This is a genomic window from Polyangium spumosum (assembly GCF_009649845.1).
Classification (GTDB): Bacteria; Myxococcota_A; Polyangia; order Polyangiales; family Polyangiaceae; genus Polyangium; species Polyangium spumosum.
In genome coordinates this window covers 151,274-167,323 of the sequence record NZ_WJIE01000007.1, presented here as the reverse complement: position 1 = coordinate 167,323, position 16,050 = coordinate 151,274, and the positions used below count along the sequence as shown (strand labels likewise).

Here is a 16,050-nt window from a genome sequence, read left to right as displayed (position 1 = left end):
AGGCCGTCGCGGCTCTGGGGTCGGATGGGCTCGCTCGCATCGTCTCGTAGCGCGTGCTAGGAGCCGGCCCCTCAAAAATGGCTCGCAAGGATCTCCGTAACATCGCCATCGTGGCCCACGTCGACCACGGTAAGACCACGCTCGTCGATCACATGCTCCGCCAGGCGGGCGCTTTCCGCGACAACGAGGTGGTTGCCGAGCGCGTGATGGACTCGAACGACCTCGAGCGCGAGCGAGGAATCACCATCCTTGCGAAGAACACGAGCGTCCGCTGGAAGGGCACCAAGATCAACATCGTCGACACGCCGGGACACTCGGACTTCGGCGGCGAGGTCGAGCGCACCCTCATGATGGCCGACGGCGCCATCCTGCTCGTCGACGCGGCCGAGGGGCCGCTGCCGCAGACGCGCTTCGTGCTCTCCAAGTGCCTCGAGCGAGGCTTCCCGCTCATCGTCGTCATCAACAAGATCGACCGCCAGGACGCGCGGCCGCACGAGGTCCTCTCCGAGGTCTTCGACCTCTTCTGCGACCTCGGCGCGAGCGACGCGCAGACCGATTTCCCCACGGTCTACGCGATCGGCAAGCTCGGCCAGTGCAAGCGCGAGCTCGAGCACGAGCTCACGAACCTCGTGCCGCTCTTCGAGACGGTCCTCTCGCGTGTCCCCGCGCCCGAGGGCGACCCCGAGGAGCCGCTCCAGATCATCGTCTGCAACACGACGCACGACGACTACGTCGGCCGGCTCGCGGTCGGGCGCATCATGCGCGGCACCGTCAAGCAGACGGGTGAGGTCGTGGTCCTCGGCGAGAACGGCAAGGTCACGAAGGGCGCGGTGAAGGCGCTCTTCACCTTCGAGGGCCTCAAGCGCGTGAACGCGGACGTCGCGCAGGCGGGCGAGGTCGTGGCCATCGCGGGCCTCGACGTGAACATCGGCGACACGATCGCCGACCCGGCGCGCCCCGACGCCCTGCCGCGGATCGTCGTCGAGGAGCCGACGATCAAGATGAAGATCGGCGTCAACACCTCGCCGTTCGCGGGCAAGAGCAAGCAGTCGAAGTTCCTGACGAGCCGCCAGCTCAAGGATCGGCTGGAGCGCGAGGCCCGCAAGAACCTGGCGATCCGCGTCGAGCCCACCGACTCGCCCGACACGTTCATGGTGCTCGGCCGCGGCGAGCTGCAGCTCGCGATCCTCGTCGAGACGATGCGGCGCGAGGGCTACGAGATGCAGCTCTCGAACCCCGAGGTCGTGACGCGCGAGATCGACGGACAGGTCATGGAGCCTGTCGAGCTCGTGGTGATCGACGTCCCGGAGACGTACGTCGGCATCGTGACCGAGCGGCTCTCGTCGCGGCGCGGGCGCATGGTGAAGATGACGAACCCCGGGTTTGGCCGGGCGCGCCTCGAGTTCCAGGTCCCCTCGCGCGGGCTCATCGGCTTCCGCGGCGAGTTCCTCACCTCGACGCGCGGCACGGGCCTGCTCAACACCATGTTCGACGGCTGGACGCCGTGGGGCGGGCCCATGATGCGCAGGCCCACGGGCGCCATCGTGGCCGATCGCGCGGGGGTCGCGACGCCCTACGCGCTCCACCACCTGCAGCCGCGCGGCACGTTCTTCATCGTGCCGGGCGTCGAGGTGTACGAGGGCATGATCTGCGGCGAGCACAACCGGCCGAACGACACGGACTGCAACGTGATCAAGGAGAAGAAGCTCTCCAACATCCGCAACCACGGCAAGGACGAGAACGTCCTGCTCGCGAGCCCGAGGCTGCTCACCATCGAGACCGCGATGGAGTGGATCGACGCCGACGAACTCGTCGAGGTCACGCCGGAGTTCGTGCGGGTGCGCAAGAAGGTGCTCGCGGTGAACCTGCGCGATCGGCGCGAGGACGCGATCGAACAGGCGCAGGCGGTCGAGTAAATCGATCGACCGAGCGGGGGGCCGCGGGTAGTATCCGCGGCCGTCCATGAAGTTCTTCCACGCGGCGGACATCCACCTCGACAGTCCCCTGCGCGGGCTCGATCGTTACGAGGGGGCGCCCGCGGACAAACTCCGCGGCGCGACGCGCAGGGCCCTCGAGGCCCTCGTCGAGTCGTGCATCGCCGAGTCGGTCGATTTCCTCCTCATCGCCGGCGACCTCTACGACGGCGACTGGACCGACTACAACACCGGCCTCTTCTTCGTCCGGCAGATGGCGCGCCTGCGCGAGGCCGGCATCCGCGTCTTCATCGTCCGCGGCAACCACGACGCGAAGAGCAAGATCCTCCGCTTGCCCGAGGGCGTGCGTGAGCTCTCGACCTCCCGCGCCGAGACCGTCGTCCTCGACGACCTCGGCGTCGCCGTGCACGGCCGCGGCTACGCCCGCGCCGAGACGACCGAGGACCTCGCCCAGACCTACCCCGCGCCGCGCTCGGATTGCTTCAACATCGGCCTCTTGCACACGGCCGCCGAGGGGCGCGAAGGGCACGCGCCTTATGCCCCTTGCCGCGTCGAGTCCCTCGTCCAGAAGGGATACGACTACTGGGCCCTCGGCCACGTCCACGCCCGCGAGGTCCTGCACGAGAGACCGTGGGTCGTTTTCCCAGGCAATCTGCAGGGCCGCCACGCCCGCGAGACCGGGCCCAAGGGCGCGAGCCTCGTCACGGTCGAGGAGGGCCGCGTGAAATCGGTCGAGCATCGTGTCCTCGACGTCGCGCGCTGGGCCGCCTGTCAGGTCGACGCCTCGCCCGCGCGTTCGCCCGACGACGTCCTCGAGCTCTGCCGCGCCGCCCTCTCGAACGAGGTCGAGGCCGCTGACGGCCGCGTCGTCTGCGCCCGCATCGTCCTCACCGGCGCGAGCCGCGCCCACGCCGCCCTCGTGCGCGACGTCGGCCACTGGCGCGGCGAGATTCGCGGCCTCGCGAACGACCTCGGCGAGGCGTGGATCGAGAAGGTCGAGCTCCGCACCCGCACGCCGGCCGACATCGACGCGCTCGCCGCGAACGACAACCCCATCGGCGGCCTCTTGAAGACGCTGCGCTTCCTCCGCGACGACGACGAGGCGCTCGACAAGCTCGGCAAGGAGCTCTCCGACATCGTCGGCAAGCTCCCCCAGGAGTTCTTCCAGACCGACGCGGCCGCAAAGATCACCGACCTCTCGGTCCTGCGCCGCATCGTCGACGAGCTGCCGGATTACCTCCTGCCGCAGCTCTCCGGAGAGGGAGACGACGCTTGAAGATCCTCTCGCTCGAGCTCTTGCGCTGGGGACCCTTCTCGGATCTCGCGCTCGATTTCTCGTCGCCGGCCCGCGCCTTCCACCTCGTCGTCGGTTCGAACGAGGCCGGCAAGAGCACCACGCTGCGCGCCGTGGGTGGCCTGCTCTTCGGCATCCCCGAGCGCACGAACGACGACCACCGGCACAAGATGTCGGACCTCCGCATCAGCGGCCGCATCGGCGCCGAGGACGGCTCCGAGCTCGCGATCGTCCGGCGCAAGGGCCGCAAGGAGACGCTGCTCGATCCCGCGGGGCAGCCGCTCGACGAGGCGATCTTGCGCAAGCTGCTCGGCAACATCGAGCGCGCGCAGTTCGAGACCATGTTCGGCCTCTCGCACGACGGCCTCGTGAAGGGCGGGCGCGAGCTCGCCGAAGGGCAGGGCGATCTCGGCGAGAGCCTCTTCGGCGCGGGCCTCGGCCAGACCGTGGCCTCGCTCCTGCGCAAGCTCGAGGGCCGCGCGGCGGAGATCTACCTGCCGCGCGGCAAGAAGAAGAAAATCAACGAGGCGATCGACAGGTTCAAGGAGGCCAAGAGGCGCGCGCAGGAGCTCTCGCAGTCGGCGCGCGACTTCGAGGACATCAACAAACAGCTCGCCGACCGTCGCGCCGAGACGGCCCGCATCGCCGCCGAGCTCGTCGACCTCGGCCGCCGCATGCGACGCCTCCAGCGCGTGAAGCAGGCGCTCCGCCCCATCGCCGAGCGAGCCGAGATCCTCGCGGCGCTCGACGCGCGGCGCGACGTCGTGGTCCTGCCCGAGACCGCGGCCGAAGATCGCCGCCGCGCGCAGGCCGTCATCCACGAGGCCGGCCCCCGCGAGGAAAAACTGCGCGAGGACGTGAGCGAGATCGAAGGCAAGCTCGCCGTGCTCGTGGTCCCCACGGCCCTCCTGCAGAAGGGCGCGCTCGTGCGGCAGGTGCAGGGGGAGCTCGGCAGCCACAAGAAGGCGAGCCTCGACGCGAACCGGCTGCGCGGGGAGCTCCGGCAGGTCGAGGACGAAGCGCGGGCGCTCTGCGCGCGCCTCGGTCGGGCCATCTCCGTCGAGGAGGCCGAGGCGTGGCGGCTCTCGTCGGTCGTGAGCACGCGCGTGCGCTCGCTCGTCAAGCAGAAGGTCGAGCTCGACGCCGCCGCGAAGAGCGCGGAGAGCGCGCTCGCCGCGGCCGAGGAGCGCCTCGACGACGAGAAGCGGCGCGGCGCGGCCTTGCCTCCGCCCGCGGACGTGGAGGCGCTCGCGCACGCGCTCGAGGTCGCCCGGCGCGAGGGCGACCTCGACAAACGCATTCAGGAGCGCGCGCGCGCCGCCGAGAGCCTCGGGCAACGCGTGCAAGCCGGCCGCGCCGCGCTCTCGCTCTTCGACGTCCCGTTCGACAGGATCGGCAACCTGCCCATGCCGACGCGCGAGACGATCGAGCGCTTCGAGCGGGCCCTCGGGGCGAAGGACGAGGAGCTCCGCTCCCTCGGACAAACCCTCGCCGATCGGAAGCGCAAGCTCTCGGCGCTCGAGCGTGAGCTCGAGCAGATCCGGCGCGGCGGCGCCGTGCCCACGGAGGCGGACGTCGCCGCGGCGCGGGGCGGGCGGGACGCGGCCTGGTTCGAGCTCCGGCGCGTGTTGCTCCCGGAGCACGCGCGCGCCTCGGACGACGTCGCGGCCTTCCGCAGCGGGCCCTCGCGCCCCGGCATCGACGCGGTGCTCGACTACGAGGCCAGCGTGCGGCGCGCGGACGATCTCGCCGATCGCCTCTTCCGCGAGGCGGACCGCGTGGCGAAGGTCTCGCAAAAATCATTGGAGCAACAAGGGATCTCGCGCGAGCTCGCCGAGCTCGACGCCGAGCGCGTCACGCTCGAAGCGGCGCGCGACGAGCTCCTCCGGCAGTGGCAGGAGCTCTGGAAGGCGAGCTCCGTCGCGCCCCTCTCGCCCGCGGAGATGAAGGGCTTCCTCGGGCAGTACGAGCGGCTCGTCGAGGACAAGCGCCGGTGGGCCGAGGCCGAGTCGCTGCTCGCCCAGGATCGCTCGCTCGCGGCCGATCACGAGGAGGCGCTCGGCGCGCTCCTCCGCCCGCTCGGGCTCGCCGCGAAGGGCTTGCCCGCGCTCATGGAGCGGGCGCGCGCCGTCTGCGAGCGGGAGGCGAAGGCGCAGAAGGATCACGAGGCGCACGAGCGTGACCTCGCGCGCGCGAAGGACCAGGTCGCGCAGTGCAAGGCCCTGCTCGAGCGGCGCCGCGCCGAGCTCGGCGCGTGGTCCGCGCAGTGGGCCGAGGCGATGGCGGGCATGGATCTGCCGCCCGCGACGGGCACGGTCGAGGCGGAGGAGGTGCTCACGCTGCGGAGCGAGCTCGAGAAGCGCTGCGCCGACGCGCGGGACCGGCGGCGTCGCATCGAGGGCATCGAGCGGGACGCGCGTCTCTTCGCGGAGCGCGTCTCCGAGATCACCCGCGCCGCGGCGCCCGACCTCGAGGGCGCGCCGATCGAGCACGCGGCGGGCCTCGTCGTCGAGCGCTTCCTCGCGGCCGAGAAGGACGAGATCGCGCGGCAGAAGGACGCGCAGAAGCTCGAGGAGAAGCGGCGCGAGCTCGAAGAGGTGATCCTGCGCCGCAAGGCCGCGGAGAACGAGCTCGGCGCGCTCCAGGCCGCCGCGCGGGCCGAGAGCCTCGCCGAGCTCGTCGACGCCGAGGATCGCTCGAAGGAGGTCCGCGCGCGCAAGGCCCGCCTCGCGCCGATCGAGGACCAGCTCCTCCACCTCGGCGAGGGGCTCGGCATCGAGGCCCTCGTCGCGGAGTGCCATGGTTTGTCCGGGGACGACGTGGCCGCGGAGCTCTCCTCGCTGGAGGAGCAGATCCAGGCGAAGAACGACGCCAAGGCCAGGGTCGAGCAGGAGATCGGCAAGCTCGAGGAGCGCCGCGGGCGCGTCGACGGCGGGGACGGGGCCGCGCAGGCCGCGGCGGAGGCGGAGGGTCACCTCGCGGCGATGGGCGTGCTCGTCGAGGAGTACGCGCGGGCGCGGCTCGCGTTCCGCCTGCTCGAAGACGAGATCAAGCATTACCGCGAGCGGCACCAGGGGCCCATCGTGCGGCGCGCCTCGGAGCTCTTCCAGCGCCTCACCCTCGGCTCTTTCCTGGAAATTCGCGGCGACGACGAGGGCGACGAGAGCCGGCCCGTCCTGAAATGCGTCCGCGCCTCGGGCGAGCGCGTCGGCGTGGAGGGGCTCAGCGACGGGACGCGTGATCAGCTCTTTTTTGCGCTCCGCATGGCGAGCCTGGAGCGCCATTTCGAGCACAACGAACCCATTCCGTTCATCCTCGACGACATCCTCGTCAATTTCGACGACGCGCGCTCCCGCGCCGCGCTCTCCATCCTCGGCGATCTCTCGCTGAAGACGCAGGTCCTCTTCTTCACGCACCACGCGCGCGTGGCCGACCTCGCGCGCGAGGCGGTGCCGTCCTCGCGGCTTTGCCTGCACGACCTCGATACCCTCGGCGGACGCGCTCGGCTCCGGCCAGCGAGCTAGAAGCTCCCCGCATTCGAATCGGGTACCATGGACCTCGTCATGGTCACCTCGTCCCCGCGGCGCCTCTGTCGGGTCTCTCCGTTCCTCGTTTTCGCGCTCTTCCTCGGCTGCGGCGACGACCCCGATCCCGCGCCCGCGCCGTCGCCGCCTGCCATTTCATGGGAGGAGTGCGGCGGAGGCTTCGAATGCGCCACGTTCTCCGTGCCCGTGAACCACGACGCGCCGGACGGAAGGACCTTTTCCATTCCGCTCGTGCGCCGCCCGGCCGCGGTTCCGTCCGCGCGTATCGGCTCCTTGCTCGTCAACCCCGGCGGGCCGGGCGGATCCGGCGTCGGCTGGGCGCGCGGCCTTCAGATTTTTTTGCCCCAACCCCTCAAGGATCGCTTCGATCTCGTGGGCTTCGACCCTCGCGGCCAGGCCGGGAGCACGCCCCGGATCGATTGCGTCGACGACCTCGGCCCCCTCATCGGCCTCGATCCGACCCCCGACGACGCCGCCGAGCAGCAGGCCCTCGTCGCCGGCGCCGACGCGTTCGCGGCCGCTTGCGAGGCGCGGAGCGGCGAGCTCTTGCCGTTCGTCGGGACCAACCACATCGTCCGCGACATGGACCTCCTCCGCGAGGCCCTCGGCGACGAGAAGCTCACCTTCCTGGGTTTTTCGTATGGAACGTTCGTCGGGGCGATGTACGCCGAGACCTACCCGGAACGTGTGCGGGCGCTCGTGCTCGACGCGGCGATCGATCCGACGGTCCCGGGCGACAGGTACATCGAGGGGCAGGCCGTCGCATTCGAGGCCGAGCTCGAGAAATTCCTCGCGGATTGCGCGGCGGACGCCAAGTGCGCGTTTCATTCGGGCGGCGACCCCCAGAGCGCGTACGACGCCGTGAAGGCCGCGATCGAGGCCTCCCCCCTGCCTGCGCCGCCGGGCGGGGAGCGCGCGCTCGGCCCCGGGGAGTTCGTGTATGGCGTGGCGCGGCCGCTCTACGACGAATCGCAGTGGAAGGGCCTCGCCGAGGCGCTCGCGCTCGCGGCCGCGGGCGACGGGTCGGGCCTGCTCGCGTATGCGGACGACTATGTCGCCCGGAGCGAGGATGGCAGCTACGACGATTCGTTCGAGGTGTATTACGGGGTCATCTCGGTCGACCTGCCGTTCCCCGCGGATCCCGCGGTCTACCAGGCCTTGACGGGCGAGCTCCAATCGAAGGCGCCGCGCTTCGGCGCGTCTTTGCCCGCCACGGCGTTGCCCTCGGCGCGCTGGCCGGTTCCACCCTGGCGATCGAATACGCCCGTCTCCGCCGCGGGCGCGCCGCCGATCCTCGTCGTGGGCGGCACCGGCGATCCGGCGACGCCGTATGCCTGGTCCGTCTCGCTCGCCGAGCAGCTCTCCTCCGGCGTCTTGCTCACGCGCGAGGGCCCGGGGCACATCTCGTTCCTCCGCGACCACACCTGCATCGACCAGGCGGTCACCGATTACCTCGTCGATCGGAAGGTCCCGGCCAAAGGGACGACGTGCAAATGAATCAGTGCGGATCGACGCAGGGCTCGTCGACGAGCTCCACGTCGTCGAACGCATATCCGCCCCAGCCCACCGCGTCGCCGCTCTCGTAGGACCAGACGAGCGACGTGCTCGGGCCCGCGAATGTATCGAGCGTCCTCTCGACCTCGCTCCACGCCGGCGCCGTTCGTGTCCCCACGGGCCCGGGGTTCACCAGCGAGAACAACGTCGTTCGCTGGGACCCTTGTTGCACCGAGAGCGTCACGGTCGGAGGGGCGCCGCTGGTCCCTTCCGGGGTGAAATCGACCCATTCGTGGAATCGGAGCTCGAGGTGGGGCGCGTCCGACGTATCCACGATCGGAGATTCGACCTCGCCCGAGGTCCCGGGCGGGACACACGCCCCGAGGCCCACGCCCACGAGGTTCCCGTCCTCCGTGGGCGTGACGTCGGCCTCCGGGCGATGGCACGCGTTTTCGCTCGGCGCCCCCTGCTCGAAGCCGCTGTTCGTCCCGCACGACCAAGCCTCGCCCGGCGCGCCCGCGTTCAGCACGATCTCCGAAAAGGTTTGTCGCAGATAGACACGCCCCAGGGTCCCGTTGCAGTTCTGATCGACCCCGTCGCAGAGCTCCTCGGCCCCCGGGTGGATCGTGGGGTCATTGTCTATGCAATCGTTGCCCTCGCGGACCCACACGCCGGGATCGTCCGGCGGCGCGCACGTCCCGGGGGTGTCGGCGAGGCGCGGGATGCTGCCGTATCCGTCGTTGTCCCCGTCGAAGTAGAAGATCGCGTAACAGAGCACCTCGGCGCCCACACATTCGCTGCGCCCCGGGCACGCCTCCGCCTCGTTTTCCTGGATCGGGCAATCGAGCTTCGTGAACTCGTCGTCGGGGTCCTCGTCGCAGTCTTGATCGACGCCGTCGCACTGATCGTCGGGCGCGCGCGTGTTCACGTCGGCCCGCTCGTCGTCGCAATCACGCGTGTTCGTCACGTACTCGGGCGGCGGATCCCCGCACCAGACGAGCGGCTCGTGCGGGTTCCCGTCGCCGTCGCCGTCCGCGTCCCGGTACACCGTCGTGAGCGCGGCGCATTCCTCGGTGTAATCGTCCCCCAGCGCGATGAACGTCTCGCAGCCGAGGAGCGCCGCGGCCCCGCCGATCGATAGCAGCGTGATCCTCCTCAAAACACGCCCCGCGCGCCGACGAACGGGCCCCCGACCAAGAGCTCCACGCTCGCGCCGCGCGCGGCAGGCTTCGAGCTCGGCACGAAAAGAAGCACGCCGGCCCCCGCCGCGGCCGCGAGCGCCGCCGCGCCGAGCCCCAGGTTCGAGACCGACGCGTACGTCTTCGTCTGCTCGTACGCATCGAAGCCCGACGGCGTGCAGCGCTGCTGCACGCATTCCCGCTCGAGCACGGCTCTCCGATCGAGCGTGAGCCCGCCCATCACCACGCCCGTCACGAGCGCGAACGCGCCGATCGAAAAGAGCCCACTCGCGGCGACGACGCTCCACACCGGCCTCGTGGGCTCCGGCGGCGTGGGCTCGATCGTCCGCTCCACGCTCTTCGCGAAGAGGCCGAGGCGCAGCACGATCGACACGCTGCGGCCCTCGGGCAGCTCCACCTCCCGGTTCGTCCGCGCGCCGCTGCGCGACAGCGCCTCGACCTCGTGTTTGCCCGGATCGAGCTCGCGTGGCTCGCCCAGCGGCCAGAGCTCGCCGTCCACGAAGATCGTCACCTCCGCGGGCGGCGGTCCGCGCACGTCGACCGCGAGCGTCGGGATGCGCAGGCGCACCGGCCCGAGCTCCGCCGTCGCCGCTTGCCGCGCCCGGAGCAGTGACTCCGACGGGTTCTCCGGCAACGTCTCGGCGAGCGTCCGCTCGTAGAGCGCGCGCGCCTCGAGCAGCTTGCCGCGTTTGTCCTGGCACCGGGCCATGTAAAGCACGAGCTGCGGCGTGTGGAATTGCTCGTTGGCGTCGCGGAACAGCGGATAGGCCTCGGCGTATTTGGCGGCGCGGAAGAGCTGCATCGCGCGGCGGCCTTTTTCGAGGGCGATCGTGCGCTTCTGCTCGCGCTCTTCCTCCTCGGAGGGGCCCGGGGGCGGCGCGCTCGTCGTCTCGTCCTTCGGCGGCTCGTCCGCCTCCGATCTCGCGGGGAGGGTCAGCGTCGCGGCCAGGGCGGCTCCGGCGAGCAAGACGCGACCGCTTCGGATCATCGGAGGGGCTGCGGCGCGGCGGGCTTCGAAAGGCCGAGCAGCTCGTCGTCGTCGTTCGGCGTCGGGGCCTGCGCGGGCTCGTCTTTCCCGTCCGCGTCCGCCTTTGCGGGCGAGGGTTTGGCAGGGACGAACGGTTTGTCGATCCGAACGTTCGCCTCGGTCGGCGCTCGCTTCTGGGATTCGGCCTCGGCGACCCCCTCCGGCGGCGGCTGCGGGGCCGCCTCGGGCGTGGGCGTGGGCGGCGTGGGCGCCTCGGGCTCGGTCACGGGCGGCGGCAGGGGCAATGTCGGGCTCCCCGGGCCGTCCACGCACGCCTCGTCCACGTGCGCCTCGTTCTCGTGCGCCGGCGCGGTCGGGCCGAGGTAGACCCACCCGACGGCGCCGAGCGCGAGCACACCGGCCGCTGCGGCGGCGAACCTCCGCGGCCGATCCTTCTGCGTCCTCGCGTCCTGCTGCGTCCGGCCCGAGGGCGAGAGCGTGAGCGTGCCCGGCCCTTCGGGCGCCTGCATCGTCTCGGCGAGGGCGACGGCGTTTTTCTCGACCGTACGGGGCGCGGGGCTCGGGGCCTCGGCGGTCGCGTCGAGCCTGGGGCTCGAGCAACATGCGGCGTCCGCGGCGCGTGTCGTCGGCGCGGCGCATTTCGTGGCGAGCGCCTCGAGGGCCTCGATGAGCTCGCGCGAGCTCTGGAAGCGCTCGGCCGGGTCGCGGGCGAGGGCACGATCGAAGAAGCGGTCCACCTCGGGGCCGAGCTCGGGCGTGAGGCTCGAGGGTCTCGGGATCGGATCGGTGCAGATCGCCACGAGCACCGCGCCGACCTCGTCCTCGACGAACGGCGTCCTGCCCGTGAGCATCTGGTAGAGGATCACGCCGAGGGACCAGAGATCACTGCGGTGGTCGACCTCCTTCGATTTCCGGATCTGCTCGGGGCTCATGTAGAGCGGCGAGCCGACGAGGTTGCCCGAGCGCGTGACGTCGCCGGATTGTGGTGTCCCGGGGGTCACGGCTTTGGCGATGCCGAAGTCGAGCAGCTTGACGATCTCCTCGTCGTCTTGCCGCGCGAGGAAGACGTTGCCGGGCTTGAGGTCGCGGTGCACGAGGCCGAGCTCGTGGGCGCGGCGGAGGGCCTTGCAGATCGGCTGGGTGACGCGGAGGGCCTCGGCGAGGTCGAGCTTGCCGCGTTTGTCGAGGCGCGCGGCGAGGTCTTCGCCGCGGAGCAGCTCCATCACGATGTAGGGTGTTTCGCCCTCGACGCCGTAGTCGTGCACCTCGACGACGTGGGCGCTCTGGATCTGCGCCGCGGCGCGCGCCTCGCGTTCGAAGCGGGCGCGCGCGACCTCGGAGGCGGCGAGGGCCGGCTCCATGAACTTCACGGCCACGGCCCGATCGAGCTTGAGGTGGTGGGCGATCCAGACGGCGCCCATGCCGCCTCGTGCGAGCGGGCGCTCGAGGCGGATCTTTCCGGCGATGAGCTGTCCCTCGGCAATGACGGTCACGATGGAACCCAGGATACCACGAGATCGGTTCCTGGATCGTATGTGTCGTGAGGGGAGGTGGTGGACGGAAGGTTTGCGCGCGGAGGCGGGAAAGACCGCTCAGTTCGTGTCGCTCGAGGGCTTCGCGGGCGGCAGCTCGCCCTCTTCGCGCAGCTTTTCGACGGTCCGGCCCTGGACCTTCTCGCCGATCCATGCGCCTGCGACGGCCATGAGGATGCCGATGGCGAACGTCGTGAGCAGGCCGAGGGGCACGCCGGCCATCGAGTAGTTGTACTCGATGTGCCAGATGATCGTGTGCATGGCGTTCGGGAGGATCGCCATGAACGTCGCGAGGGCGGGCTCCTTGACCGTCTCCCCGGGGCTGAAGATGCCGATGAGGATCCCGCCGACGAAGTACGAGACCAACGCCACGATGCCGGCGATCACGAGGCGGCCGGTGTCGGGCCCGTAGCTGCCGATGATCGAGGCCGAGACGCCGCCGGCGAGCAGGAGGCGCATCACGAAGTGGAGCGTCATGATGACGCCGCCGCCGATGATGACCCATTTGTACGAAAGCTCTTTGCGTTTGCTCATGCGGTTCCCGGAGAGTGGATGGAGGGGTGCGTCGGGGCCGCATCATGGGCCCATGGGGCGGGGAGTGTCAATGGCGGGGGCGCGGGGGGCCGAACCCCCCACGCGCGAGGAGACGAGGCGAGTTAGTTGCCGCTCGTGAGCAGGTTGTACGTGTCGAGGTCCGCCTCGTGGATGCCGTAGCGGCCCGACGCGATCAGCACCTCGTCGCCGTCGACGATCGGCACCACGCTGTAGTACCAGCTCCAACCCGGGAAGAATGCCGTGGAGGTCGGGTTCGCCGGATCGTCCAGGTTCGCCATGAGCACGCCGCCGTTCAGGCTGAAGAAGGCGCGGTGCTCGTCGACGCTCATCAGCGACGCGTATTGCGGGCGCTTCACGTTCGACGCGACCGTGAACCCATTGGCATGGCCGCCCTGGGGCACGAGGACGCTGAACCGGTCATTGTTGTTCGTGTAGTAGCTGTAGTTCTCCCACACGAGGTTGTGCGCGGCGACGGGCCGATCGCCGTCGTCGATGAGGAGCCCGCCGACCGAGCGACCCGCGAAGTGGTGCTTGTTCTCGAGCTCGGCCTTCTTGCCCTTGAGCTTCAGCTTCGCGACGGCCGTCTCGATGAACTGCTCGCCCCAGACCGCGTCTCTCGTGAAGATCGTGTTGCCCTTCTTCGCGAGGATCGTGCCCGGCACGTTGATCTCGTCCTCGAGGTCCGGCTGCGCGGGCTTCTTCAGGTCGAGCTTCTTCAGGAAGTACCGCGCGTAGGGTCGCGTGTCGCCCTGCACGGACGCCGACCTCTTGATCGTCACGTAGATGTCGTCATCCAGGCCGCTGGCCGCGACGTACTCGTCGGTTTGTCCGGGGGTCAGGTCGATCGGCGCGAGGACGGTCGGCTGCGACGGGTTCGAGAAGTTGATGAGCCGGAGCTGCGCCTTCGTGCGCTGGCGGATCGCGTCGTAGCCGTCGCCGTAGCAGTACGCGTAGAGCCCCGGCACCTGGCTCGGATCGACCTCCACGCAGGTCGTCTCCGCGTCGGCGTGGTCGGTGCATTGCGCGAAGCCACCATTGCAGTAATCGAGCGCGCCGCCGTCGAGGGTCTTGCAGTTCTGACGACCCGCGAAGAACGTGCAGCCCTCCTGACCGCGGCAGGACGAATAGCCCCAGTAGGAGCGGTTGCAGACCTCGACGTCCTCGATCCTCTCGCCCTGCACCCGGGTGGACGTGACGAACCCGAGCGTCTTCTTGCCGACGATGCCGGCGCTGCTGCCGTAGGCGTAGGAATAGGAGTAGGGCAGCTCCGTCGTGACGAGCGTCCCGGCCTCCACGGGCTCCTCGGGATCGGAGAGATCCCACACCTTGATCGTCGTCTCGTAGCTCGGATAGTTGACCCATCGGCCGCTCATCGCGACGAACAGATCACCCACCTGATAGTACTGCGCGCTCGCCGGGACCTCGAAGGTGGCGACGGGCGTGCCGGTGTCGGCGGGCTCGTCCTCGTCGATGATCTCGATCTTCGCCTTCGCGTCCGGGTCGTAATAGTACCAGTAATCGTCGAAGTCCGGGCCGCGCAGGCGCGCGCGGTGATCGTCGTAGACCCAGACGCGGCTGTAGTCCGGCGCGAGCTCGAGCTCGCCGACCTTCTCGGGCGCGTCGAGATCCGATTGATCCCAGATGCGGAGCTTCGTCTCCGAGAGGTTCGCCCCGTTCGTCGGATCGAGCTTGAACGCGCGGCGGACCTGGTCGGGGTGCGCCATGAGCCCGCGGCGCGTCACCGACGTCGGCGAGAACGTGAAGATCTGGACGGCGGACTCGTACGACCAGGATCCGTTCACGACCTTGTAGCCGGAGAACGGCAGCAGCACGAGGCCCGTCTCCGTCTCGCCCGTCGGCGCCTGCACGCTGACCGCGTTGTGCAGCACGCTGAAGGCGCGGTGGTCCCAGTTCGCCTCGGACCAGTTCCAGCCGTAGTCGTCGCCCTGCACCTCCTGGCGCGCGACGAGCGGGTTCGGGTTCTCGAGGTCCGTGATGTCGTAGAGGCTGACGGCGAGCTTGCGGCCGTTCTGATCGTCGACGCCGATGCCGACGAGGCGCGTGTTGCTGAAGGCGGGCCGGAAGAAGTCGTTCCAGCCCGAGACGATGAACTCGCTCTTCTCCACGGCCTGGCCGTCCGGAGCAATCGAGAAGGCGTGGAACGGGTCGAAGTTGCGGTACGTCACGGCGAACGCGCGATCGTCGAGGAAGACCGCGGCGAACAGGCTCATGTCCGAGCCGAAGGGCACCTTGCTGATCGGCACGAGGTCGTCGAGGTTCGTCGCGTCGAACGTCTGCAGGTAGCTCTGCTGGCCCCAGCCCCATTGCGGGCCCGAGAAGATGCGGACCTGGTTGTTCCGGTAGTCCATGTGGAACTGCGACCGGATGTAGCCGTCGACGGACACCTCGTCGCGCGGGACCATCGTGCCGAGGTTGTCGGAGATGTCGATGACCGCGACGTCGCTCTTCTGCGACGACCACCAGTCCTGCTCACGCGCCACGAGCAGCACCTCGTTCTCCGCGTGGATGGCCGAGACGTAGCCGCCGAGCGCGAGCTCGCTCTTCTCGGTCATCGCCGTCTGCCCGACGTCGAAGCTCTTCACCGTGCTGCCGAGGATCCACTCCCAGGAGCCCTGATCGTTGATGAACCAATCATAGTGGCTCGCCGCGACGAACAGCGCGTCTTGCGTGGCGCCGTTCGCGTAGCGGCTCGTCTGGATGTAGCCGGGCACGTCGTACTGCGACAAAAGCACGGGCTTCGAGGGGACCGAGATGTCGACGAGCAGCACGGTGCCGCCCGAGGTCGAGTCGATCTCGAGGCTGTTCGGCTTGCCCTTGTAGCCGTACCAGTCGTTCATCAGGAGGATCGCGCGCGTCCCGTCGACGTACATCTCGACCGGGCTGCCGCCGACCTGGAGCTGGCCGACGACCTTCGGCTCGGTCACGTCACTGACGTCGATGACCTGCAGGCCGCGGTACCAGTTGAGGTTCAGGAGGGTGCCATTGTTCATGACACGGTAGATGTCGCCCTCCTCGAGCTCCTGCTCCTCTTCTTCCTCCTCCTCTTCTTCTTCCTCCTCCTCCTCTTCTTCTTCCTCCTCCTCGCCCCAGACGATCCGATAACTCGGGTCATCGGCCGACAGGAACGAGGTCGGCCCTTTGGCCTCCAGCTCGGCCTCGCCGGTCTTCTCGCCTGCATCACCCGTATTCGTGGCGCATCCCGGCCCGGCCACGAACAAGAGCGCCGTCAAAAGACCCGCCGTCCGTGCCACGGGACCACGATTCAAGAAGCTGCGCATCGAGTCGCTCCCTTCGTCCTTCACACAAGATGAAGGAATAAAAGTCTTCCTACCTAACCGACGCGCCTCCAGGGTGTCAAGGCGCGGGCACGAGGTGTTCGAGGCGCCGATGTGCACGCGTGTCGCACCAAATGGCCCCTGCGCTGCGTCAATGGTGAAATGCCACGCGGGCTGGGTCGTGTGAGATGCTCATCGCAGCGCCGCGCGCCT

At 69.5% G+C, this 16,050-nt stretch carries 9 protein-coding genes; 4 read left to right on the top strand and 5 right to left on the bottom strand.

Going from position 1 to position 16,050, the window contains the following annotated elements; all coding sequences use genetic code 11:
• The first annotated feature begins 77 nt into the window (after positions 1–77).
• The 4 genes from typA to GF068_RS24820 are packed head-to-tail and all read left to right on the top strand — an operon-like array spanning position 78 to position 8,270.
• Positions 78–1,916: a translational GTPase TypA gene (typA, locus tag GF068_RS24835; RefSeq protein ID WP_153821946.1), complete on the top strand. Its 1,839-nt coding sequence runs from the start codon at positions 78–80 to the stop codon at positions 1,914–1,916.
• A gap of 46 nt (positions 1,917–1,962) precedes the next feature.
• Positions 1,963–3,210, top strand: coding sequence for a metallophosphoesterase family protein (locus tag GF068_RS24830; RefSeq protein ID WP_153821945.1), 1,248 nt, complete (start codon positions 1,963–1,965; stop codon positions 3,208–3,210).
• Positions 3,207–6,752 (top strand): YhaN family protein, encoded by a 3,546-nt coding sequence (locus tag GF068_RS24825; protein WP_153821944.1) that lies wholly within the window; start codon positions 3,207–3,209, stop codon positions 6,750–6,752. The genes GF068_RS24830 and GF068_RS24825 overlap by 4 nt, the downstream gene beginning before the upstream one ends.
• Positions 6,753–6,791: 39 nt before the next feature.
• Positions 6,792–8,270, top strand: a complete 1,479-nt coding sequence (locus GF068_RS24820) for an alpha/beta hydrolase (protein ID WP_170319657.1) — start codon at positions 6,792–6,794, stop codon at positions 8,268–8,270.
• Position 8,271: 1 nt separating this feature from the next.
• Here the strand turns inward: GF068_RS24820 and GF068_RS24815 are convergent, their stop codons facing one another.
• The 5 genes from GF068_RS24815 to GF068_RS24800 all read right to left on the bottom strand — a co-directional run bounded on the left by GF068_RS24815 (position 8,272) and on the right by GF068_RS24800 (position 15,840).
• Positions 8,272–9,426 (bottom strand): putative metal-binding motif-containing protein, encoded by a 1,155-nt coding sequence (locus GF068_RS24815; RefSeq protein WP_170319656.1) that lies wholly within the window; start codon positions 9,424–9,426, stop codon positions 8,272–8,274.
• Positions 9,423–10,454: a tetratricopeptide repeat protein gene (locus GF068_RS43700; RefSeq protein WP_170319655.1), complete on the bottom strand. Its 1,032-nt coding sequence runs from the start codon at positions 10,452–10,454 to the stop codon at positions 9,423–9,425. The genes GF068_RS24815 and GF068_RS43700 overlap by 4 nt, the downstream gene beginning before the upstream one ends.
• On the bottom strand, positions 10,451–11,947 hold the full coding sequence (locus GF068_RS24810; RefSeq protein WP_153821941.1) for a protein kinase domain-containing protein: 1,497 nt from the start codon (positions 11,945–11,947) through the stop codon (positions 10,451–10,453). The genes GF068_RS43700 and GF068_RS24810 overlap by 4 nt, the downstream gene beginning before the upstream one ends.
• A gap of 99 nt (positions 11,948–12,046) precedes the next feature.
• Positions 12,047–12,520 carry a hypothetical protein gene (locus tag GF068_RS24805; protein WP_153821940.1) on the bottom strand — a complete coding sequence of 158 codons (474 nt, stop codon included), beginning with the start codon at positions 12,518–12,520 and terminating at the stop codon, positions 12,047–12,049.
• 122 nt (positions 12,521–12,642) lie between these two features.
• Positions 12,643–15,840: a beta-propeller domain-containing protein gene (locus tag GF068_RS24800; protein ID WP_153821939.1), complete on the bottom strand. Its 3,198-nt coding sequence runs from the start codon at positions 15,838–15,840 to the stop codon at positions 12,643–12,645.
• Positions 15,841–16,050 lie beyond the last annotated feature (210 nt).

Bases quoted from the DNA above. Each gene is read 5' to 3' on its own strand.
- GF068_RS24800 (WP_153821939.1), bottom strand. From the start codon at position 15,840: ATGCGCAGCTTCTTGAATCGTGGTCCCGTGGCACGGACGGCGGGTCTT.
- GF068_RS24830 (WP_153821945.1), top strand. From the start codon at position 1,963: ATGAAGTTCTTCCACGCGGCGGACATCCACCTCGACAGTCCCCTGCGC.
- GF068_RS24805 (WP_153821940.1), bottom strand. From the start codon at position 12,520: ATGAGCAAACGCAAAGAGCTTTCGTACAAATGGGTCATCATCGGCGGC.
- GF068_RS43700 (WP_170319655.1), bottom strand. From the start codon at position 10,454: ATGATCCGAAGCGGTCGCGTCTTGCTCGCCGGAGCCGCCCTGGCCGCG.
- GF068_RS24820 (WP_170319657.1), top strand. From the start codon at position 6,792: ATGGTCACCTCGTCCCCGCGGCGCCTCTGTCGGGTCTCTCCGTTCCTC.
- typA (WP_153821946.1), top strand. From the start codon at position 78: ATGGCTCGCAAGGATCTCCGTAACATCGCCATCGTGGCCCACGTCGAC.